Below are 19,513 nucleotides of genomic sequence, written 5' to 3' on the forward strand. Positions count from 1 at the left end.
GTCAACATAGAGCTCGGTGTGTTCGAGCAGCGCCGCCATGCCGTCTCCTTGCCGTTGGCCGGTCAGAGCGTGTCGTCGACCGCGAGGCCGAGGAACCAGCCGGTGTTGAAGCCCACGATGACGACGATCGCGAAGGCGGTCGCGACGTTCGACCAGCGCTTCGCCCGTTCCGGTCGGCGTTGCAGGAAGGTGTACGCCGCCGTCGCGGTCGCCAGGCCCGCGGCCGCGTACGTCGCCACGACCAGCGCGAGCACCCACCCGGTGCGCGCCACCACCACGCGACCGGACGTGTCGATCGCATGAATCAGGAACAGCGCCGAACCGCACACGAACACAGCGACCAGCGCGCGCAGGCGGTGCACCAGCAGCGGGTTGTCCACGCTCTGACCGTACCGACACACGTCAATCGAGGCAGCCGGAGCGCGGAGGCGTGTCCGCGTACCGTACGCCGATGGGCTTCTTCGGGACATTCGTGCTGGCGCGGTCCGACCGCCTCCTCACCGCAGGCGAGGCGACGCACGGTTTCGGGTACCAGCACGAGCAGCTGTACGAACTCGGCGGCGGATGGCAGCTGCTGGAGACCAGAGGCATCCGGGATCCGCAGGACTTCGCCGTCGCCGCCGAGGGGTTCGTCGCCGCGACGGGCACCGGCGTGCTGGCCGCGTACGTGAACGACAGCGACTGCATCGGCATGTACGGGCGCACGAGCGACGGCTGGACCACGTCGTTCCATCTGCCGGTCGACCAGGCGCCGTGCCCGTATCGGCATCGCCCGCAGCCTGTACCGCGAACGAGCGAGGCCGTCGTCGCCGACCTCGAAACGTGGGCCCGTGCCGCCGGCCTGACGGCTGTGCCGGAACTGCTCCGGAACATCGCGGCCTACGACCACCGCGGCGACTTCGGCTGGGGCCACGAGCTGCCGCTCGACCTACTGCCGGCCCTCGGGCTGCCCGATGCCGGCGAACCGAGCCCGACGGTGGTCGACCCCGAGCAGCAGCCGTGGTACGACATCGTCGGTCCCTACGGCCTGGCCCGCGAGGCGTGGGGACGCAGCATCTACCGTGACGCACGAGCTGCGGCAGATGGCGGACGGTACGGCCCGGAGCGCGAATGGGAACGCGCGGCGATCGCCCTCGACGGCGACATCTGGGCGGCCCGGCACCGCCCGGACGCCGACATCGCGACGTTGCGGACCGCGCCGAGCGGCTGCTGGAGGTCCACCGAGCCGACGGGTAGGCACCGTTGCGAGCGGCCGGCCCGCCCGCGGATCGGGCAAGGCCGGCGTCGTGCGGTGGTGCGGGACTACACCGGTCCGAGGTCGCGGCCGAAGGTCCAGATCTGGTTGTTGCCGCCGTTGCAGGTGAACTGCAGCAGCAGCGCGCCGTTGGCCGTACCGTTGTTCTTGACCGTCAGGCACTTCTTGCTCTTGACGTTCTTGATGGTGTGGGTCCCCGACGGGAAGCTCCACAGCTCGTTCAGCCCCAGGTTGCAGTCGTACTGGATGATCGGCTGGTTGTCGTTGTCGCGGGCGTTGAGCACCGTCAGGCACTTGCCCGTCTGGATGCTGTAGATCTGCCACTGCCCGGAGTAGACCTCCAGAGCCCAGAAGAGCTGGTTGCCGCTCTCCTTGCAGGTGTAGATCTGCAGCTGGACGTTGTCGAAGGTGCCGTGCGGCACGTCGATGCACTTGTGCGATCCGATGCCCATGATCTCGTACGGACCCTCGGGCGTCACGGCTGCGTGGGCGGCCACGGCCGGCAGCCCTACGGCGCCGGCGAGCGCCAGGATCATGGTTGCGACAGCCTGCAGGACACGGTTGCGCATGTCAGCCTCCCCGTTGATTGACATCGACCGAACCGCATCCTGTCAAAAGCGGGTTGCGGCTGTCCAGGGTGCAGATCAACTTCGTGATCGATCGTCACTGATAGGGTCTGCGTCATGCATCGCAGCCGGCTGGTCGGGATCCTCATCGACACGCCCGCCGAGCGGGTCGGCGCGGCGGTGGACTTCTGGTCCGCCGCGCTGGGCGCCCAGCCCTATCCCGCGCCGGGCGAGGAGCAGTTCACGGCGCTGATCGGTGCCCCACCGGGGCTGTTCACCGTGGTGCAGGCGGTCGACGACGCGCCGCGGTACCACGTCGACATCGAGACCGACGACCTGGACGCTGAGGTCGCCCGACTGACGGCGCTGGGCGCCGAACTGGTGTCCCGCTGGAAGGACGCGTTCACGTTGCGCGCGCCGGGCGGCCACCTGCTCTGCGTGGTGCCCATCCACAGCGATCCCGCGACGTTCGCCGAGTCGGCGCGAACCTGGCCCTGACAGCGGCCGGAACCCACACCCGAAAGCGTTCTGTCAACACTTTCCAAAACATACATTGACAGGTTTCATTTCTAAAGCGTTCAGTGAATGGCGTGCCCAGACACCGCCATCTGCCGTACACCGCCGCCCTGGCCTTGGTGGCCGGAAGCCTCGTCGCGCTCGGCGGCGCCACTGCCGCCCAGGCCGCGACCAATGTCGTCACCGACGGCAATGCCCGCTTCGAAGTCCTCTCCCCCACCCTCGTCCGTCTCGAGTACGCCGGGGACGGCGCCTTCCAGGACGCGACGTCCTTCAACGCGGTCAACCGGAACGTCCCGGTGCCGTCCTACACGACGAGCGCGACCGCCGACGGGTACCGCGAGATCCGCACGAGCGCGCTCACGCTGCGGTACAAGCAGGGCAGCGGCGCGTTCACGGCCGCGAACCTCTCCGTCGCACTGTCCACCGGCGTGACCGCGCAGCCGGCGTTCCCCTCGTACTGCGCGTACAACACGGCGTGCGAGGGTGAGAACGCCCTGCTGACCGGGAACGCGACTCCCGCCTACGACCACAGCGGGTACACGGGATCCGCCTTCGTCGCCGGGATCGAGAAGACCGGATCGGGGCTCGCCGTCGACGTCAGCGGGGTGCCCGCGGCCGGGAACTACAAGCTGCAGGTGCGCTACGCCAACGCGACCGGCGGGGACGGGCAGAACACCACGCGGACACTGTCCACAAAGGTCAATGCCACCGCCGGGCCGGCGCTGAGCCTGCCCAGCACCGGCAGCTGGGACACCTGGGGCACGGCGTCCACCACGGTCAGCCTCCCGGCCGGGACGAGCACCGTCACCGTGGTGCAGAACGCCGGCAACTCCGGCCGCGTGAACATCGACAGCATCGCGCTCACGCCGACGTCCGCCACCGCGTTCCCGGCCGCCTCGACGGCGCTGCTCACCACCGGCTACGGGGCCGGGCCGAAGGACGCGCTCGGCGGCTGGTCGCGCTCGCTCGACAACCCGCGCACCATTCCGGTACCCGAGCACCCGGGGATTCTCGCCCGCTCCGGCTGGTACCTGCTCGACGACTCGCGCACCGCACTGTTCAGTGCCGCGCACGCGTTGAGCGACCGGCCCTCGCACGGCAGCCAGCCGTACCAGGACGGATATTTCTTCGGCTACGGGCAGAACTACAAGCAGGGCCTGGCGGACCTCAACACGCTCACCGGCGGCTCGGCGCTGCTGCCCCAGTCGGCCTACGGCGTGTGGTATTCGCGCTACTACGGCTACAGCACCGCGGATTACCAGAACTCGCTGCTGCCGACGTTCCGCAGCACGTTCACGCCGATCGACTGGCTGGTCATCGACACCGACTGGAAATCCCCGAGCCAGTGGAACGGCTGGAACTGGAACAACGGGCTGTTCCCCGATCCGCAGGGCTTCCTGAACTGGACGAAGCAGCAGGGACTCAACGTCTCGTTGAATATTCACACCAGCATCGCCGGGAACGACCCGAAGTTCGCCACCGCCAACAGCCAGGCCGGCGGGCTCGCCTCCGACGGCAGCAACTACGTGTTCGACTGGTCGAAGCCGGCCCAGCTCAGCGCCTACATGAACCTGCACAAGCCGTTCGAGCAGCAGGGCGTGCGCACGTGGTGGCTGGACTACTGCACGACCTGCGGCGCCTCGATCGCGTCGAACCCGCACGTGTCGGCCGACACCTGGATCAACCAGGCGTACGCCGACGCGGCCGCGGCGCGGGGGCTGCGCGGGTTCTCGTTCGGGCGGATCGGCGGCGCCGAGTACGGCAACGACGACTCGAACTTCGCCGTCGGGCCGTGGGCCGAGCGGCGCAACACGATGCAGTTCACCGGCGACACCCCGGCCACCTGGGACATGCTGGCCTTCGAGGCCCGGTTCACCCCTGACGCGGCGGCCGCCGGGTTCTCCAACGTCAGCCACGACATCGGCTCGTTCCACGGCGGGCACCTCGCCGACGACCTCTACGCCCGCTGGGTCCAGCTCGGCACGTTCCAGCCCGTCGACCGGCTGCACTCCGACCACGGCGACCGGCTGCCGTGGAACTACACCGGTGCGGCGCAGGCGAGCGCGGAGTCGTTCCTGCGGCTGCGCGAGGCGCTGGTGCCGTACACGTACACCCTCGCCAAGCAGGCGAACGCGACCGGGGTGCCGATCACCCGGCCGCTGTACCTGAACTACCCGGGCAACAACGAGGCGTACACGAACCCGACGGAGTACCTCTACGGCGACAACGTGCTCGTCGCGCCGATCACCAGCAGCACCGGGTCGCGCGCGATGTGGGTGCCGCCGGGCACGTGGACCGACTACTTCACCGGCCAGGTCTACAGTGGACCGTCCACGGTGACCGTCTCGGCCGGGCTGGACCGGATGCCGGTGCTCATCAAGGCCGGCGGGATCATGCCGACCCGCACCGACTACGTCGACAACGCCGGGCAGCGGCCGCTGAACCAGCTCACCCTGGACGTGACCGCGGGTGCCGACGGCAGCTTCGCGCTCTACTCCGACGCCGGCGAGGGTACCTCGACCGCCGCCACCACGGCGCCGCTGAGCTGGACCGAGGCGTCGCGCACGCTGACCATCGGCGCGCAGACGGGCTCGTTCACCGGGGCGCCGACCTCCCGGCAGTACACGCTGCGGCTGTCGAACGCCAACGCGCCGACGGCGGTCTTCGTCGACGGGGTGCAGGTGCCCGAGACGGCCTGGGCGTGGAACGCCAACCGCCGGGTGGTGACGGTCACGACGGCCGCGCTGCCGCTCAACGCCGCGCACACCGTGTCGCTGAGCGGGTCGGCGACCGCGAATCCAACGTCCGGTGAAATCCTCGGCACCGGCGGGCTGTGCCTGGACGTGCGTGGCGGGACGGCCACCGACGGGACCGCGATGCAGCTGTACGGGTGCAACCACACGGCCGCGCAGACGTTCGCGTACGGCGCCGACACCACCGTGCGGGTGCTCGGCAAGTGCCTGACCGCCGGGACCGGCGTCACGATCAGCACCTGCAGCGGGGCCGCGACCCAGCAGTGGGGGCATCAATCCAACGGGGCGCTGACCTCGGGCGGGCAATGCCTCGACGTGCCGAATTCCAACCCCACGCCGGGCGCGGTGCAGCTGCAGATGTACGCCTGCAACGGCAGCGGCGCGCAGGTGTGGAAGCTGCCGCCGGGGCCGCTGACCGGGCCGGGCGGGCTGTGCGCGGACGTGGCCAACGCCTCGCCGGCGTCGGGGACGGCGGTCCAGCTGTACACCTGCAACGGCAGCGACGCCCAGCGCTGGTCGGCCCCGGGCGACCAGACGATCCGCACGCTGGGCAAGTGCCTCGACGTCGTCAACGGCGGGACCGCCAACGGCACCGCGGTGCAGCTGTGGGACTGCAACGGCACCGGCTCGCAGACCTGGACGACCCGGGCCGACGGCACCCTGTTCAACCCGCCGTCGGGCCGCTGCATGGACGACCCCAACAACAACCAGACGGCCGGCGACCTGCTGCGCATCTGGGACTGCAACACCACCGCGGCGCAGAGGTTCCGGCTGGGCTGACGCGGTGCGCGCACGGGGCCCGACGCGGCCACACCCGGGTCCCGTGCGCGTTACGGTGGGATCATGCCCAAAGCAGTCTGGAACGGAACGGTCATCGCCGAGAGTGACGACACCGTCGTCGTCGAGCGCAACCACTACTTCCCGCGCGCCGCGCTGCGCGACGACATCCTGCGCGAGTCCGACACCCACACGGTCTGCCCGTGGAAGGGCACGGCCTCGTACTACTCCCTCGAACTGGACGGCATCCGCAGCCCCGACGCCGTCTGGTACTACCCGGAGCCGAAGCCGGACGCCGCTATGATTCGCGACCGCGTCGCGTTCTGGAAGGACGTCCAGGTCGTCGACTGACCGCCACGCCGACGGTGCTGCTGACGGGGACCGGGCCGAAGATCCGGGAGTCGTACCCGGGGCTGTCCCCCAGCACCACCATCGAACCGGGACCGACGAGTTCCGCCACCCGTTTCACGAGCAGGCCCGAGCGCTGCGGGGCGACGGGGCCCGCCTCGACGTGCACGCCCGGTGGAAGTTCCACGGGCCTGGTCGGGCGGCGCAGCACCACGATGTCGCCGACGTGCAGGGGCTGGCCGCGGTACCGGCGGGCCAGCAGCAGCGCACCGTCGCGCAATGCCGGCTCCATCGAGTCGCCCGATACCCGGACCAGAATCCAACGCACGCCGACCGATGTACCACATCGACGATGATCGCGATACCGTCCGCGGATGATCGCTGACGCCTGGCACGCGGTCCGCCTCGGGGTCCGGGCCGCCGCGGGGCGCCTCGCCGCCGGGCTGGCCGTCACGCTGCTCGCCGCGGCCGTCCCGGTCGCGACCGTCTGGCTCCTGCGCGGCCTGCTGGATGCGCTGTCCGGCGGCGACGGCGCCGCCCGTGCGCTGCCCGGCGGCGGTACCGCCCGTGCCCTGGCCTGGTTCGTGCCCGTCCTCGTGCTCGCCGCCGCCCTGCCCTCGCTCGCCACGTTCCTGGAGCACGAGGTCGGCCGGGTGGTCGGCCGGCGCGCCCAGTCGGACCTGTACCTGGCCACCGCCCGCCTCACCGGCCTCGCCCGCCTCGAGGACCCCGCCTTCCACGACCGGCTGCGGATGGCCCAGTCGGCCGGGCGCACCGGACCCGGCCAGGTCATCGCCGGGCTGCTCGGCACCGGCCAGCTCGTGGTCACCCTGGCCGGCCTGGTCGCCGTGCTGGCCGCGATCAGCCCGGCGATCGCCGCTGTCACCCTGCTCGGCCTGGTGCCGGCGCTGGTGGCCGAGATCCGGCTCAGCCGCGAGCAGGCCGCGATGCTGTGGAGCATCAGCCCGCACGAGCGCCGCGAGTTCTTCTACGCCGAGCTGCAGACCAGCCTGCCGGCGGCCAAGGAGGTCCGGCTGCTCGGCCTGTCGGAGCTGTTCCGGCTGCGGATGCTCGACGAGCTCGCCGCGGCCGACGGGCAGCGCCGCCGGCTGGACGCCCGCACGCTGCGGGTGCAGTTCGCGCTGGGCGTGCTCTCGGCGCTGGTGCTCGGCGGGGCGCTCACCTGGGCCGCGCTGTCCGGCACCTTCTCCGTCGGCGACATCTCCGCGCTCGTGGCCGGGATCGCGGCGCTGCAGGCCACCCTCGCCTCCCTCGTCGCGCGGGTGGCGTTAATCCATCACGCGTTGTTGCTGTACCGGCATTTCCGCGCGGTGTTGGATTCTGAGCCCGACCTGCCCCTCGCCGCGGCGCCGGTGCCCCCGCTGCGGCGAGAAATCCAACTGCGCGACGTGTGGTTCCGCTACTCACCCGAGCACAAGTGGATTCTGCGCGGCGTGAACCTCGTCATCCCGCACGGCTCGGCGGTCGGCCTGGTCGGGCTGAACGGCGCCGGCAAGAGCACGCTGGTGAAGCTGCTGTGCCGGTTCTACGACCCGGACCGCGGCGCGATCCTGTGGGACGGCACCGACATCCGGGAGCTGTCCCTGCCGGGCCTGCGCGAGCGGATCGGGGCCCTGTTCCAGGACTACATGTCCTACGAGCTCACCGCGGCGGAGAACATTGCGCTGGGCGATATCCACGCCCCGTTGGATTCCGCTCCGGCGGCCGCAGCGCGCGCGGGCATCGACCCGGTCCTGCGCGCCCTGCCCCACGGCTACGACACAATGCTGTCGAGGCTCTTCGCCGAGGAGGATTCCGCGGGTGTACTGCTCTCCGGTGGCCAATGGCAGCGCCTGGCCCTCGCCCGCACATACCTGCGGGACCGGCGCGACCTGCTGATCCTGGACGAACCGAGCTCGGGCCTGGACGCCGAGGCCGAGCACGCAATCCATCACGGCCTACGGGCCCACCGCACGGGCGCGACGAGCCTGCTGATCTCCCACCGCCTCGGCGCCCTGCGCGACGCCGACCTCCTCGTCGTCCTCTCCGGCGGCGTCGTCATCGAGCGGGGCACCCACGCGGAACTGCTGGCCCTGGACGGCGAGTACGCGCGCCTGTTCCACCTGCAGGCCGACGGCTACCGCCCGGAGTCCGAGCCGGTCGGCTGACACGCGCCGCTCGGCTGACACGCGCCGCCCGGCCGACACGCGCCGCTCGACTGACACGCGCCGCCCGGCCGACACGCGCCGCTCGACTGACACGCGCCGCTCGACTGACACGCGCCGCTCGGTCGACACGCGCCGCTCGACTGACACGCGCCGCTCGGTCGACGCACGCCGCTCGGTCGACACGCGCCGGTCGGTCGACGCACGCCCGGTCGGTCGACGCACGCCCGGTCGGTCGACGCACGCCCGGTCGGTTGACGCGCAGCCGTACCGTGCGGGCATGCGATCGTTGGTCAACCGGGCCGGATTGCGCTATTTCGCCGTCTTCACCGGGGCGGCACTGCTCGGCGCGGTCGTCGCCACGGCCTGGGTCCCGCCGCAAGCCGTGGTCGTCGTCGGCACTCCACTGTGGATCGGCGCGCTCATCGCCGCCGCGCTGCTGCCCCGCCCGGGCGGCGACCTGCGGGTCGGCCTGCTCGCCGCCGCCTGGCTGGTCGCCGCGCTGCTCATGTTCCTCGCCCCGGCGCTGCTGTGGGCCACGGTCCTCGGCGTCCGCGGCGAGCGCGTCGAGGCAACGGTGACCGCGATCGAGGGCGCCACGAAACGCAACCGCCACCTGTACTACCACCTGACCGACCCCGCCGGCACCCCCATCCCCGGCGTGCTGGGCCGCTGGCCCGGCGAGGACGCGGAGGGCGCGGTCGGCGCGCGGGTCACCGTCGTACGCGACCCGGGCGGCCTCGTCGACCCGCGGCTGCCGGTCGAGCTGGACGAGATCCTGGCCACCGGCCTGCTCGTCACCCCGCTCGTGCTCGCCGCGCTGGCCTGGCTGTGCGGCCTCGCCGGGCGCCCGCGCCAGGTTCCCGAGGTCGTGTCGCAAGCGGTCCGCGCCGTCGAGGCCGATCAGCCCGCGGCCGGCCGGCGGCCCGCCCGGCGACGACGCCGCCCGGGACGCCCACCCCGACGCCGCTGAGCGCGCCGACGCCTCCCCGGGTCACGCCGCGACGCGTCGCATCCGCCACAGCAGGGCGGCGACGGCGAGCTCGTGGCCGCCGAGGGGGATCACCCGGTCACCAAGGTGCATGGTGGTGACGTCGACGTCCTCGGCCGAGCCGCCCAGGTCGCTGAAGGTGACGACGCGATCGGTGCGGGTCCTGGTCCAGACCCGGCCGAGATCCTCGAAGGCGACCACGACCGGGCCGCCGCGGGCGTGCAGCCGGACCTCGCGGGCGGTCACCGTGACCCACCGGGTGCCGCCGAGAACGTCGGTACCGGCGCGGGACGGGGTGTGCCGGTCGTACACGGTGCAGCCCTCGTCCAGCAACAGGTGCCGAAGCCGGTCCTCGTCGTTGCGGGGCGCGGGGCGGTGCCCGAGGACGAAGGCGTCGACCGCGGGCCGGTGGTAGCCGCGGCGGTACGGTGCGATGACCCGCGGGAAGTAGGGCGGCCGGGTGCCCGCCCAGCGATCCGGGTCGGCGACCAGGTCCACGACCGAGCGCAGGCCGCGGTTGACGGCGCGCGGGCGATAGCCGCCCCGGGACCCGTCGCCGGCGGCGAGGTGGCCGACGAAATCGGCGATCGGGTCACCGCCGGTCGCGGCCGGCGACGGCGGGACGGCCCGGCGATGGCGGCGGTTCCGGACAAGGGCGAGCTCACCGACGGTACCGATGACGCTGCTTTGTGGTTTGGACATCTCCACCGCACCGGCCGCCCGGGCCCGCAGGTGCACGGCCAGCTCGCGCAGGGTCAGCAGCGCGCCGGCGCCCTCGGCCCCGTCGGTGAGCAGATCGATGAGGTGCCCGGTGAACACCGTGTACCGCTCGCCGGGCCGCGCCCACGCGTACTCGCCGCGGCCGACCGAGGTGAGGGTGAACGCGCCGTGGATGTCCTCGGCGAGCCGCTCGGCGGCCATCGCGTGCAGGCCGGGGATGGCGAGGCCGCTGAAGCAGGTGTCGACGATGACCACCTTGTTGCGCGCGGTGCTGTCGCCGATCGCCGTCGCGAGGTCGTCGAACGCGAGCGTCCCGTGCTCCCAGAAGACGTCGCCGCGGTCCCGGGTCCCGGGCAGCGCCACCCGCAGCCGCCCGCCCGCGCCGGGAAGCCCGTGCCCGGCGAGGTACACCAGCAGCGTGTCGGTCGCCTCCCGGGCGATCGCGTGCACCCGGCGCAGCACCTCGACCGGCGGCCCCGGCGGATCCGGCAGCGCCGTGCAGTGCCGCCGCGCGAAGCCGCCCACCGCCGGGTCGCACAGGGCGTCGCGCAGGCCCTCCAGGTTGTTGAGGACCGCGGGCAGCTCGCTCAGCGTCCGGTACCGGCCGGTGCCGACCAGCACCGCCCGCGAACGCTCACGATCCGGCAGGGCCACGGTCGCGGGACGCCTCGATCACGCGCACCAGCTCGTCCGGCGACCGCAGGCGATCGACGGTGATGTCGGCCCCGCCCTCGGCCGAGATCCTGACCCGCCAGTCGGCGTGGCGCTGGCTCTCGCGGTGCCGCAGGAACGCCATGACGCTCATGACCACCGCGTTGAGCGATGCGGCCGCGGCCACCACGATCTCGGCCGCCCCGCCGCCCATCGCCCCGGCCGGCGGCGGGCCCGGTTCGAGTCGTACGTGGCCGCGCAGCTCCGGCTCGATGCGCATCCACCGCCACAGGTCGTCGGCGTCGGCGTCGGAACCGTCGATGCGCAGCCGCAAGGTGACACCGGTTTCGGTCAACATCGCAAGCACGCTAGTGGCGGCGCACCGGGCGCCGCCAGAGTGTTCACCCGGCCGGGTGGGGGTGGGCCAGGCGCTGCGACAGTTCGAACATGTTGCCCCACGGATCGCGGAAGAACGCCAGCCGGGCGCTGATGTCGTCGATCTCGAACGGGGCGTTGACGATCTCGACGCCGCGCCGGCGCAGTTCGGCCAGGGTGGCGTCGACGTCGTCGACCGACAGGCAGACGTGGTTGAGGCCGTTGACCAGCAGGCTCTCGTCGACGTCGGTGAACTGCGGCTGCGGTACCGCACCGGGGCCGGCCAGGATCTCCAGGTGGAAGTCGTCCTGGTCGGGCGGCATGACGTAGGCGAGGGTGAGGCTGCCGTACGGCCAGGTCTGCAGGATGCGCCAGTCGAGCTTGTCGACCCAGAACGAGCGGGCGTCCTCGAAGCTCGGGTACCGGATGCCGGTGTGGTGCCCGCGCATCGAGGCGAACGGCGAGGCGGGATTGCGCGACGGGTTGGTGGGAAGTGGCATGACCGCGACGCTAACCGCCGCGACCGGGCCTCGTCGTCGTATCCGGCTCCAGGCCCAGGCGAGATCCGTTGGAGCCTCGTACAACGCCGCCGGCAGTACCATGGCCAGGGTGAACAGACCCGTCGAGCGGCTCGCCGGCGAGCTCGCCCGGCGCACCGAGACGCTCGCCGACGGGGTGATCGCGCGCATCTTCGCGAACATCCCGACGTATGCGGTGGTGCCCCGCAAGGACCTCGAGGTGTCCATCGGCCAGATCGTCGAGGACGTGTGCGCGGTCCTGCGCACCGGCCAGGTGCCGCCGCCGCCCGACATCACCCAGGCCGAGGAGTCCTCGCAGGCCCGCGCGCGGCAGGGGGTGCCGATCCACGACATCATGCAGGCGTTCCGGTTCACGATGGGCGGGGTGCGCGACACCGTGCTGGCCATCGCCGGCGAGGCGGGGCTGCCGGCCGCGCGCACCGTGCGGCTCACGACGCTGCTGTGGTCCTACAGCGACGCGTACACCGCCAACGTCGTGTCCGTGTACCGCCTCTCGGACATCGAGGGCGCGCTCGAACGGGCCCGGCGGGCGCAGACGTTCCTGCAGGGCCTCGTCGACGACAGCCTGAGCGACGCCGACCTGGCCACCGCGGGCGCCGTGCTCGGCCTCGACCCGGCGGCGCGGTACCGGACGCTGCTGGCCCGGCCCGACCGCGGCGACGTCGGGCGGGTGCTGCGCGAGCTGCAGCACCAGGCCTCGCGGCGGCCCGGCGCGGCGGTGCTCGCGACCATCGGCCCGCGGTGCCTCGGCGTGCTGGCGTTCCGGCCCGAGCCGCTGCTGGATGACGCCGTCGTCGCCCTCGGGCCGCCGGCCCGGCCGGCCGCGCTCGCCCGCTCGTTCCGCTCGGCCGGGGCCGTGCTGACCGCGGCCGGCGCGCTCGGCCTGCACGGCGTGTTCACCCTGGAGGATCTGAGCTGGCGCGCCGTCGCGGCCGGGGCGGGCGAGGTGAACGAGCTGCTCCGGGAGCGCTACCTCGCGCCGCTGGAGGCGCAGGGCGCGTTCGGCACGATGGTCCTGGACTCCGTCGCCGCCTATCTGGCCTGCGACCGGAACATTCCCCGGGCGGCGCGCAGCATTCCGGTGCACGTGAACACGTTACGGTACCGGCTGCGGCGTTTCGAGGAGCTCACCGGCGCCTCGCTCGACTCGACGGACACCATCGTCGAGGTGAGTTTCGCCCTGCGCATCGCGGCCCCTATGCGGGCGCCCCGGAACCCGTGAGCAGGGCCAGATCGTCGGCCGTCAGCCGCAGGTCGGCGGCGGCGAGGTTCTCCTCGAGGTGGGCGAGCGAGCCGGTACCCGGGATGAGCGCGATGTTCGGCGACCGGGCCAGCAGCCACGCCAGGGCGACCTGGGCCACCGTGGCGCCGTGCCGGGCGGCGACCGCGTCGAGGGCCGCGCCGGTCAGCGGCTGGAACCCGCCGACCGGGAAGAACGGCACGTAGGTGATCCCGGCGGCCGCGCAGGTGTCGACGAGCGGGTCGTCGTCGCGGGCGCCGATGTTGTACAGGTTCTGCACGCAGACGATGCCGGCGGCGGCGCGGGCCCGGGCGACCTGGGCGGCGGTGACGTTGGAGATGCCCAGGTGCCGGGATCAGGCCCTCGCCGACCATCGCCTGGAGCGTTTCGAGCGCGGTCTCGAGCAGTTCGTCGGACGGGCCGCGGTCGCTCAGGCGCAGGTTGACCACGTCGAGCCGGTCGACGCCGAGGGAGCGCAGGTTGGCCTCGACCCCGCCGCGCAGCTGCCCGACGTCCGGCGGGTTGACGAGGGCCACCTTGGTGACCAGAACCAGATCGCTCCGGTACGGGTGCAGCGCCGACCGGATCAGCTCGTTCGCCGCCACGCCGTCGCGGGCGTAGTAGTCCGACGTGTCGAGGTGGTTGACGCCGAGCTCGACGGCCCGGCGGAGGATGGCGAGGGCGGTGTCCCGGGGCGGCGCCTCGCCCCGGGGCCAGCCGGTGAGCTTCATCGTGCCGTAGCAACCATACTGCGCTCAGTGGGCCGCGCCGATCCGCTGCGGCTCGGCGTGCTGGGCGATGCGCTGGAAGACCTCGGCCTGGGTCGGATAGCAGTGCACCGTGTCGGCGAGCGCCTGCAGGGTCAGCCGGTTCGTGATCGCGAGGGTCAGCTCGCTGATCATCTCCCCGGCGTGCGCGGCCACGAGCGTGGCGCCGACGATCTCGCCGCTGCCGCTGCGGGTGTGGATCGCGCCGAAGCCCTCCTCCTCGCCGTCGATGAAGGCGCGCTCCACATTGGACAGGTCGAGCCGGTACGTGTCGACGGCGACGCCCTCGGTGCGGGCCCGGCGCGGGGTCAGGCCCACCTCGGCCACCTCGGGATCGGTGTACGTGCAGTGCGGGATGACGAGGTCGCGGGCCGGGCGCTGGGCCCCGTAGAGCGCGTTGGCGACGCAGAGCCGCGCGGTCGCGTTGGCCGCGTGGGTGTACTTCTGCGGGAACGACGCGTCGCCGGCGGCGTAGACGTCGGGGTTGCCGGTGCGCAGGTAGGCGTCCACCTCGACGCCGTCGCCGCCGACCTGCACCCCGGCCGCGTCGAGGTCGAGGCCCTCCAGGTTCGGCTTGCGGCCGGTGGCGACCAGCAGCGCGTCGTACGGCAGCTCGTGCGTCCCGCCGGGGCCGAGGGTCAGCAGGCGGCCGGCGTGCGCCCGGGCGGCCGTGAACCCCAGGTGCAGGCGGATGCCCTCCCGCTCGAACCGGCGGCGGACCACCTCGCCCGCCTCCGGCTCGTCGTGCGGCATCAGGGTGGTGGGGTGGCTGACCAGGTCCACCTCGCCGCCGAGGCGGCGGAACGCCTGGGCGAGCTCGCAGCCCATCGGGCCGTTGCCGATGACGACCAGCCGCCGCGGCAGCTCGGTCAGCGCGAACACCGTCTCGTTGGTCAGGTAGCCGCCGTCGCGCAGCCCGTCGATGGCCGGCACCGCCGGCCGCGAGCCGGTGGCGATCACCGCCTTGCGGAAGCGCAGTTCCCGGCCGTCGACCGTCACCGTGTCCGGCCCGGTGAAGCGCGAGTGCCCGAGATAGACCTCGACACCTGCCTGCTCGGCCGCCTCGACCGCGTCGGTCGAGCTGCTCCGCGAGCGGATCCGGCGGACCCGTTCCATCACCGCGCCGAAGTCGACCACGGGTGGGGCGTCGAGCCGGAAGCCGAACTCGTCGCCCCGATTCGCCTCGTGTACCGCACGTGCGCACCGGATCAGCGCCTTGCTCGGGGTGCAGCCGAAGTTGACGCACGTGCCCCCGGTCAGCCGCTGCTCCGTCATCGCGACGTGGTGCCCGGCCGCGGCCGCGGTCGTGGCCGCCGTGAGGCCGCCGGGTCCGCCGCCGAGCACCACCAGGTCGTAGTCCCCGCCGTCGCGGTTCACCCAGCCGGGTGGATGGCCCTGGCGGATCGTGCGCCGGTTGTGCTCGTCATCGGGGTACAACTTGATCGTCATGGCGCATCCCCCCTTCGGGAACTGCCGCGGGTCACATGGGCCGGCGCACCGCCGTGCCGAGGCGGTTGTCGATCGCGTAGCGCCAGCGGCCGTCCGACCCGCGGCGGGCGACGTCGGCGGCCGTGCCGGCGACGTGCACGTGCCGCCCGTCCGGGCCGGTGCCGTCGATCGCCCAGTCCACCACGATCTGCGCGATGTCGCCGTTGACGTTGACGTGCCGGGCCTTGGCCGCCAGCGGCAGGCCGAGTTTGATGTCGCGCTCGAGCGCCGCGGCGACCTCGCCGCTGTCGGTGATGGTGTGCCCGTCGTCCTCGACGAGCACGGCCCCTTCGTACAGGGACATCATCTCGCTGACCTCGCCCGAGTTGAACCGCTCGACCAGCGCCGGGATGACGCCGTCGGCCTCGGTGGGCAGGGTGAAGGTCTGGGACATGGTGGTCTCCTGTTCGTTGTGTGGGCGCGCGGCCGCCGGCCTCACGGACGAACGCGGATGATCGTCTTGCCGCTGATCCGCTTGGTCGGGTTGAGCGCGGCGACGGCGTCGTCGAGCGACGCGACGTCGCCGATGTTGGTCCGCAGCCGGCCGTCGCGCACCCGCTGGACGATCTCGCGCAGCTGCTCGCGGTCGGACTCGACGACGAAGTCGACCGCCGAGCCGTCGGCGGGCTTCGCCTCGGCCGGCCCGACCACGGTCACCAGCACACCGCCGGGGCGGATCAGGCGGGCGGAGCGGCGCTGGATGTCACCGCCGATGACGTCGAAGACCAGATCGACGCCGCCGACCTCCTCCAGGGCGTCCCCGGCGAGGTCGACGAACGCGTGCGCACCGTGGTCGAGCGCCTTCTGCTTGTCGGCGGCCCGGCCGGTACCGATGACATAGGCCCCGGCCTCGCGAGCCAGTTGCGTCACGATGGTCCCGACCGCACCCGCCGCGCCGTGCGCGAGGACGGTCTGCCCCGCCCGCAGCCGCCCGTGGTCGAAGAGCCCCTGCCACGCGGTCAGGCCCGAGATCGGCAGGCTCGCGCCCACCGTGAACTCGACATCGCCCGGCAGCGGCGCGAGATTGCGCGACTCGACGGCCACGAACTGGGCCAGGGTGCCGTCACGGTGCCAGTCCGTGAGGCCGAAGACCCGCTGGCCCACCGACAGCCCGGTCGTACCGTACCCGAGCGAGCTGACCACGCCGGCCACCTCGTGCCCGGGAATCGACGGCGCCCGCTGCCTGCCGGCCCGGTCGGTCCAGGTCGACGGCCAGTCGAGCTCGGTCGGGACGTAGCCCGAGGCGTGCACCTCGACGACCACGTCGTTGATCGCCGCCTGCGGGTCGGGCCGCTTCGTGAGCGTCATCCCGGCCGTTCCGGCGGCCTGGTCGGTCACCACGATCGCCCTCATCCGCCGGCGCTACCCGGTCGGGCCAGGTGAAAACGCGTCACCCGCGGGCGGCGGGTGTCGTGCGCCACGACCACCGCCGTGGACTTTTCGTCCAGGCTCTGGACGGTTACTATCGGCGCATGGCTGACGTGATCCTGGACGCGCTGCGGCCGGTCATCGAGGGCATCGCGGCCACGTTCGGGCCGACCTGCGAGGTGGTGCTGCACGACTACCGGCTCGGCGAGCAGTCCGTCGTGGCCGTCGCGGGGGCGGTGACCGGGCGGGCCGTCGGCGGGGCGATGAGCGAGATCGGGCTGGCGATGCTGGCGCGCGGGGACGCGGCCGGGAACGACCTCAACTACCTGTCGCGCACCGCCGACGGGCGGGTCGTGAAGTCCTCGACGATGCCGTTGCGCGACGCGGACGGGCGGGTGTTCGGGGCGCTGTGCATCAACCTCGACGTGACGGCGCTGCGGCAGGCGGGGGATCTGCTGATCGCGCTCGCCGGTGCGGTACCGTCGCAGCCGGTCGACACCACGTTCAGCAACGACTTCGACGACGTCGTGGACGCCCTGGTGCGCGGCGAGGAGCTCGCGCGCGGCCGGCCCGCCGCCGGGCTGGGGCGGGCCGAGCGCATCGCGTTGCTGCGCGCCTTGGACGAACGGGGCGTGTTCCGCGTCCGCAATGCCGTGCCCCGGGTCGCCGACCGGCTCGGGGTGTCCCGCTCCGCGGTGTACGCGGACCTGGCCGAGAGCCGCAAGGAGGCACCGCGCACATGAGCACCCTCGAGCATCCGGAGACGCCGTTTCTCGCGCTCGATCCGCACCGGGTGGACACGAACGTGCGGCGGCTGCGCCGGCACCTCGACCGGCTCGGGGTGGCGCTGCGCCCGCACGTCAAGACGGCGAAGTCGCTCGACGTGGCGGCGCTCGTCGACGGCGGCGCGAAGGGTCCGATCACGGTGTCGACGCTCGCGGAGGCCGAGGCGTTCGCCGCCGCCGGGTACCGCGACATCCTCTACGCCGTCGGCATCGCCCCGCAGAAGCTCGGCCGGGTGCGCGCGCTGCGGGACCGCGGCGTCGACCTGGTGGTGCTCCTCGACAGCGTGGAGCAGGCCTCGGCGGCCGGCGTCCCGGCGCTCATCGAGATCGACTGCGACGGCCACCGCGGCGGCGTCGCGGCCGGCGATCCTGTGCTCGTGGACATCGCGCGGGCGCTGGAACACCGCGGCGGCGAGGTGCGCGGGGTGCTCACCCACGCGGGCGAGTCGTACTTCGCCGACGGCGACGAGCAGCTGCGCGCGGCCGCCCAGCACGAGCGGGCGGTGGCCGTGCGAGCCGCGCAGGCGTTGCGCGCGGCGGGCTTCGCGGCGCCGATGGTGAGCGTCGGGTCGACACCGACCGCGCATTTCGCGACCGATCTGACGGGCGTCAGTGAGGTACGAGCGGGGAACTTCGTCTTCTTCGACCTCGTGATGGCCGGCATCGGCGTGTGCACCCATGCCGATCTGGCGTTGTCCGTGGTCGTCACCGTCATCGGGCACCGGCCCGACAAGGGCTGGATCATGACCGACGGCGGCTGGATGGCGACCTCGCGGGACCGGGGCACCGGGCGGCAGCGGGTCGACCAGGCGTACGGCCTGGTCTGCGACCTCGACGGCACCCCGTACGACGACCTGCTCATGGCCGACGCCAGCCAGGAGCACGGGATCCTCGCGCTGCGGCCGGGCAGCACCGCGAAGCTGCCCGATCTGCCGGTCGGCGCGCGGGTGCGCATCCTGCCGATCCACGCGTGCGCGACGGCGGCGCAGCACGACCGGTACCACGTGCTGGACCCCGGCTCCCGCGCGCTCACCGCCGAGTGGCCGCGCGTGCGGGGGTGGTGAGCGTGCGGTTCCTGCCCGAGACGGAGTCGGCCGCGCTCATCGACGAACAGCTCGCCTTCACCGCGGTGCGCGCGGCGCTCATCGCGGCCGTCGACGATCGGGCCGAGGTGTTTCCGGCGGTGCTCGCGCACGGTTCGGACCCGCGCAACCGCTTCACCGTGAAGTCGGCGGCGTCGCCGGACCTGGCCGGGCTGAAGGTCGGCAGCTACTGGCCGGCCAGCGAGCCCCGGCACAACTCGATCGTGCTGCTGTTCGACCAGGCCACCGGCCGGATCGCCGCCGTCGTGGAGGCGGGCGTGGTCAACGCCTACCGCACCGCCGCCGCCGACGCGGTGGCCGCCGACGTGCTGGCCCGCCCGGACAGCGCGACCCTGGCCGTGTTCGGAACCGGGCACCAGGCGTTGTACGAATGCGCGGCGCTCGCCCGCGTCCGCCCGATCAGCACCATCCTGGTCGTCGCGCGCGACCCGGAGCGCGGCGAGCGGTTCCTGGCCCGGCTGGCGGCGAGGGGACTGCGCGCGACGCTCACGTCCGCGCGGGAGGCGTGCGCCGCGGCCGACATCATCGTCACCGCCACCACGTCGACGGCTCCGCTGTTCGACGCGGTCTGGGTCCGGCCGGGCACGCACGTGGCGAGCATGGGGTCGGACGCGCAGGGCAAGCAGGAACTGCCGCCTTCGTTGCTCACCACGGCCCGCTTGTACTGCGACCTGCCCGTCCAGTCGCTGCGCATCGGCGAGCTGCAGCACGTCGCGGGTTTGGTGGAGGCTGGAACGGTACACGTGACGGCGCTTGGAGCAGTTCTGACGGGGCGGGCCGAGGGCCGCCGCTCGCCCGGGGACGTCACGGTCTTCGACAGCTCCGGGATCGCGCTGCAGGATCTGTTCGTAGCGGACGCCCTGCTGCGCGCGGGTTAGGCGGCGGCGCGCGACGGCTCGGCGGCCGGAACCGGGGCGGCCGCCAGGACCAGGTCGGCGTGCCGGGCGGCGGGGCACGGAGCGGGCCAGCCGCACGTGGGGCACAGGCCGGAGTCGGCGCTGTGCCGCGCGAGCAGCTCGGCGGCGGTGGTGGCAAGGACGCTGTCGGCACGTACGATGTGAGGCACGGCGCGCCTCATACCCCGCGCCCACCCGCGCCAATCA

General features: G+C 72.8%; 20 protein-coding genes and 1 pseudogene. 9 read left to right on the forward strand and 12 right to left on the reverse strand.

The genetic code is table 11. The features are described 5' to 3' along the window. Positions 1-62: 62 nt before the first annotated feature. Together ACQP00_RS29710 and ACQP00_RS29715 are read right to left on the reverse strand one after the other, a co-directional pair. Positions 63-380 carry a hypothetical protein gene (locus ACQP00_RS29710; protein WP_433200963.1) on the reverse strand — a complete coding sequence of 106 codons (318 nt, stop codon included), beginning with the start codon at positions 378-380 and terminating at the stop codon, positions 63-65. Between the two features lie 922 nt (positions 381-1,302). After that, a complete protein-coding gene (locus ACQP00_RS29715) occupies positions 1,303-1,824 on the reverse strand; it encodes an RICIN domain-containing protein (RefSeq protein WP_433200966.1) in 522 nt (173 codons plus the stop codon). Between the two features lie 114 nt (positions 1,825-1,938). Between ACQP00_RS29715 and ACQP00_RS29720 the strand changes: the two genes are divergently transcribed. The 3 genes from ACQP00_RS29720 to ACQP00_RS29730 all read left to right on the forward strand — a co-directional run bounded on the left by ACQP00_RS29720 (position 1,939) and on the right by ACQP00_RS29730 (position 6,221). Then, positions 1,939-2,319, forward strand: coding sequence for a VOC family protein (locus ACQP00_RS29720; protein ID WP_433200969.1), 381 nt, complete (start codon positions 1,939-1,941; stop codon positions 2,317-2,319). A 92-nt stretch (positions 2,320-2,411) separates the two neighbouring features. Then, positions 2,412-5,873, forward strand: a complete 3,462-nt coding sequence (locus tag ACQP00_RS29725) for a ricin-type beta-trefoil lectin domain protein (protein WP_433200972.1) — start codon at positions 2,412-2,414, stop codon at positions 5,871-5,873. 63 nt (positions 5,874-5,936) lie between these two features. Continuing rightward, a complete protein-coding gene (locus ACQP00_RS29730; protein WP_433200975.1) occupies positions 5,937-6,221 on the forward strand; it encodes a DUF427 domain-containing protein in 285 nt (94 codons plus the stop codon). Here ACQP00_RS29730 and ACQP00_RS29735 read toward each other — a convergent pair. After that, positions 6,169-6,546 carry a S24/S26 family peptidase gene (locus tag ACQP00_RS29735; protein WP_433200978.1) on the reverse strand — a complete coding sequence of 126 codons (378 nt, stop codon included), beginning with the start codon at positions 6,544-6,546 and terminating at the stop codon, positions 6,169-6,171. The genes ACQP00_RS29730 and ACQP00_RS29735 overlap by 53 nt on opposite strands. A gap of 46 nt (positions 6,547-6,592) precedes the next feature. Between ACQP00_RS29735 and ACQP00_RS29740 the strand changes: the two genes are divergently transcribed. Beyond that, the gene (locus ACQP00_RS29740; RefSeq protein WP_433200981.1) at positions 6,593-8,386 is read left to right on the forward strand and encodes an ABC transporter ATP-binding protein; all 1,794 of its coding nucleotides are present in this window, start codon (positions 6,593-6,595) and stop codon (positions 8,384-8,386) included. 277 nt (positions 8,387-8,663) lie between these two features. Further along, positions 8,664-9,356 (forward strand): hypothetical protein, encoded by a 693-nt coding sequence (locus tag ACQP00_RS29745; protein ID WP_433200984.1) that lies wholly within the window; start codon positions 8,664-8,666, stop codon positions 9,354-9,356. A 21-nt stretch (positions 9,357-9,377) separates the two neighbouring features. Here the strand turns inward: ACQP00_RS29745 and ACQP00_RS29750 are convergent, their stop codons facing one another. From ACQP00_RS29750 to ACQP00_RS29760, 3 genes are read right to left on the reverse strand one after another with little or no spacing between them, the layout of a single operon-like run. Then, positions 9,378-10,748 carry a caspase, EACC1-associated type gene (locus tag ACQP00_RS29750; RefSeq protein ID WP_433200987.1) on the reverse strand — a complete coding sequence of 457 codons (1,371 nt, stop codon included), beginning with the start codon at positions 10,746-10,748 and terminating at the stop codon, positions 9,378-9,380. Beyond that, the gene (locus ACQP00_RS29755; RefSeq protein ID WP_433200990.1) at positions 10,729-11,103 is read right to left on the reverse strand and encodes an effector-associated constant component EACC1; all 375 of its coding nucleotides are present in this window, start codon (positions 11,101-11,103) and stop codon (positions 10,729-10,731) included. Before ACQP00_RS29755 ends, ACQP00_RS29750 begins: the two co-directional genes overlap by 20 nt. 43 nt (positions 11,104-11,146) lie before the next feature. Next, complete coding sequence (locus ACQP00_RS29760; protein ID WP_433200993.1) at positions 11,147-11,620, reverse strand: VOC family protein; 474 nt, start codon at positions 11,618-11,620, stop codon at positions 11,147-11,149. Positions 11,621-11,729: 109 nt separating this feature from the next. On the opposite strand from ACQP00_RS29760, the gene ACQP00_RS29765 reads away from it, so the two are divergent. Continuing rightward, entirely contained in the window at positions 11,730-12,881 is a 1,152-nt protein-coding gene (locus tag ACQP00_RS29765; protein ID WP_433200996.1) for a PucR family transcriptional regulator, read from the forward strand. Here ACQP00_RS29765 and ACQP00_RS29770 read toward each other — a convergent pair. The 5 genes and pseudogenes from ACQP00_RS29770 to ACQP00_RS29790 all read right to left on the reverse strand — a co-directional run bounded on the left by ACQP00_RS29770 (position 12,856) and on the right by ACQP00_RS29790 (position 16,507). Continuing rightward, the gene (locus ACQP00_RS29770; RefSeq protein ID WP_433224042.1) at positions 12,856-13,245 is read right to left on the reverse strand and encodes an aldo/keto reductase; all 390 of its coding nucleotides are present in this window, start codon (positions 13,243-13,245) and stop codon (positions 12,856-12,858) included. The two genes, ACQP00_RS29765 and ACQP00_RS29770, sit on opposite strands and share 26 nt — an antisense overlap. A gap of 64 nt (positions 13,246-13,309) precedes the next feature. Further along, positions 13,310-13,630, reverse strand: a pseudogene (locus ACQP00_RS29775) (aldo/keto reductase); the annotation flags it as partial. Between the two features lie 24 nt (positions 13,631-13,654). Then, entirely contained in the window at positions 13,655-15,115 is a 1,461-nt protein-coding gene (locus ACQP00_RS29780) for an FAD-dependent oxidoreductase (protein WP_433200999.1), read from the reverse strand. Positions 15,116-15,146: 31 nt separating this feature from the next. After that, a complete protein-coding gene (locus tag ACQP00_RS29785) occupies positions 15,147-15,548 on the reverse strand; it encodes a YybH family protein (protein ID WP_433201002.1) in 402 nt (133 codons plus the stop codon). Between the two features lie 41 nt (positions 15,549-15,589). After that, positions 15,590-16,507, reverse strand: coding sequence for an NADP-dependent oxidoreductase (locus tag ACQP00_RS29790; RefSeq protein WP_433201005.1), 918 nt, complete (start codon positions 16,505-16,507; stop codon positions 15,590-15,592). A 119-nt stretch (positions 16,508-16,626) separates the two neighbouring features. Between ACQP00_RS29790 and ACQP00_RS29795 the strand changes: the two genes are divergently transcribed. From ACQP00_RS29795 to ACQP00_RS29805, 3 genes are read left to right on the forward strand one after another with little or no spacing between them, the layout of a single operon-like run. Further along, complete coding sequence (locus ACQP00_RS29795) at positions 16,627-17,265, forward strand: helix-turn-helix transcriptional regulator (RefSeq protein WP_433201008.1); 639 nt, start codon at positions 16,627-16,629, stop codon at positions 17,263-17,265. Beyond that, positions 17,262-18,371: an alanine racemase gene (locus ACQP00_RS29800; RefSeq protein WP_433201011.1), complete on the forward strand. Its 1,110-nt coding sequence runs from the start codon at positions 17,262-17,264 to the stop codon at positions 18,369-18,371. Before ACQP00_RS29795 ends, ACQP00_RS29800 begins: the two co-directional genes overlap by 4 nt. Positions 18,372-18,373: 2 nt before the next feature. Continuing rightward, positions 18,374-19,288, forward strand: coding sequence for an ornithine cyclodeaminase family protein (locus ACQP00_RS29805; protein ID WP_433201014.1), 915 nt, complete (start codon positions 18,374-18,376; stop codon positions 19,286-19,288). Here the strand turns inward: ACQP00_RS29805 and ACQP00_RS29810 are convergent. Then, complete coding sequence (locus ACQP00_RS29810; RefSeq protein ID WP_433201017.1) at positions 19,285-19,476, reverse strand: hypothetical protein; 192 nt, start codon at positions 19,474-19,476, stop codon at positions 19,285-19,287. The two genes, ACQP00_RS29805 and ACQP00_RS29810, sit on opposite strands and share 4 nt — an antisense overlap. Positions 19,477-19,513 lie beyond the last annotated feature (37 nt).

Source organism: Dactylosporangium sp. CS-047395 (assembly GCF_050942185.1).
Classification (GTDB): Bacteria; Actinomycetota; Actinomycetes; order Mycobacteriales; family Micromonosporaceae; genus Dactylosporangium.

Bases quoted from the DNA above. Each gene is read 5' to 3' on its own strand.
- ACQP00_RS29715 (WP_433200966.1), bottom strand. From the start codon at position 1,824: ATGCGCAACCGTGTCCTGCAGGCTGTCGCAACCATGATCCTGGCGCTC.
- ACQP00_RS29720 (WP_433200969.1), top strand. From the start codon at position 1,939: ATGCATCGCAGCCGGCTGGTCGGGATCCTCATCGACACGCCCGCCGAG.
- ACQP00_RS29730 (WP_433200975.1), top strand. From the start codon at position 5,937: ATGCCCAAAGCAGTCTGGAACGGAACGGTCATCGCCGAGAGTGACGAC.
- ACQP00_RS29740 (WP_433200981.1), top strand. From the start codon at position 6,593: ATGATCGCTGACGCCTGGCACGCGGTCCGCCTCGGGGTCCGGGCCGCC.
- ACQP00_RS29745 (WP_433200984.1), top strand. From the start codon at position 8,664: ATGCGATCGTTGGTCAACCGGGCCGGATTGCGCTATTTCGCCGTCTTC.
- ACQP00_RS29755 (WP_433200990.1), bottom strand. From the start codon at position 11,103: ATGTTGACCGAAACCGGTGTCACCTTGCGGCTGCGCATCGACGGTTCC.
- ACQP00_RS29760 (WP_433200993.1), bottom strand. From the start codon at position 11,620: ATGCCACTTCCCACCAACCCGTCGCGCAATCCCGCCTCGCCGTTCGCC.
- ACQP00_RS29780 (WP_433200999.1), bottom strand. From the start codon at position 15,115: ATGACGATCAAGTTGTACCCCGATGACGAGCACAACCGGCGCACGATC.
- ACQP00_RS29785 (WP_433201002.1), bottom strand. From the start codon at position 15,548: ATGTCCCAGACCTTCACCCTGCCCACCGAGGCCGACGGCGTCATCCCG.
- ACQP00_RS29790 (WP_433201005.1), bottom strand. From the start codon at position 16,507: ATGAGGGCGATCGTGGTGACCGACCAGGCCGCCGGAACGGCCGGGATG.
- ACQP00_RS29795 (WP_433201008.1), top strand. From the start codon at position 16,627: ATGGCTGACGTGATCCTGGACGCGCTGCGGCCGGTCATCGAGGGCATC.
- ACQP00_RS29800 (WP_433201011.1), top strand. From the start codon at position 17,262: ATGAGCACCCTCGAGCATCCGGAGACGCCGTTTCTCGCGCTCGATCCG.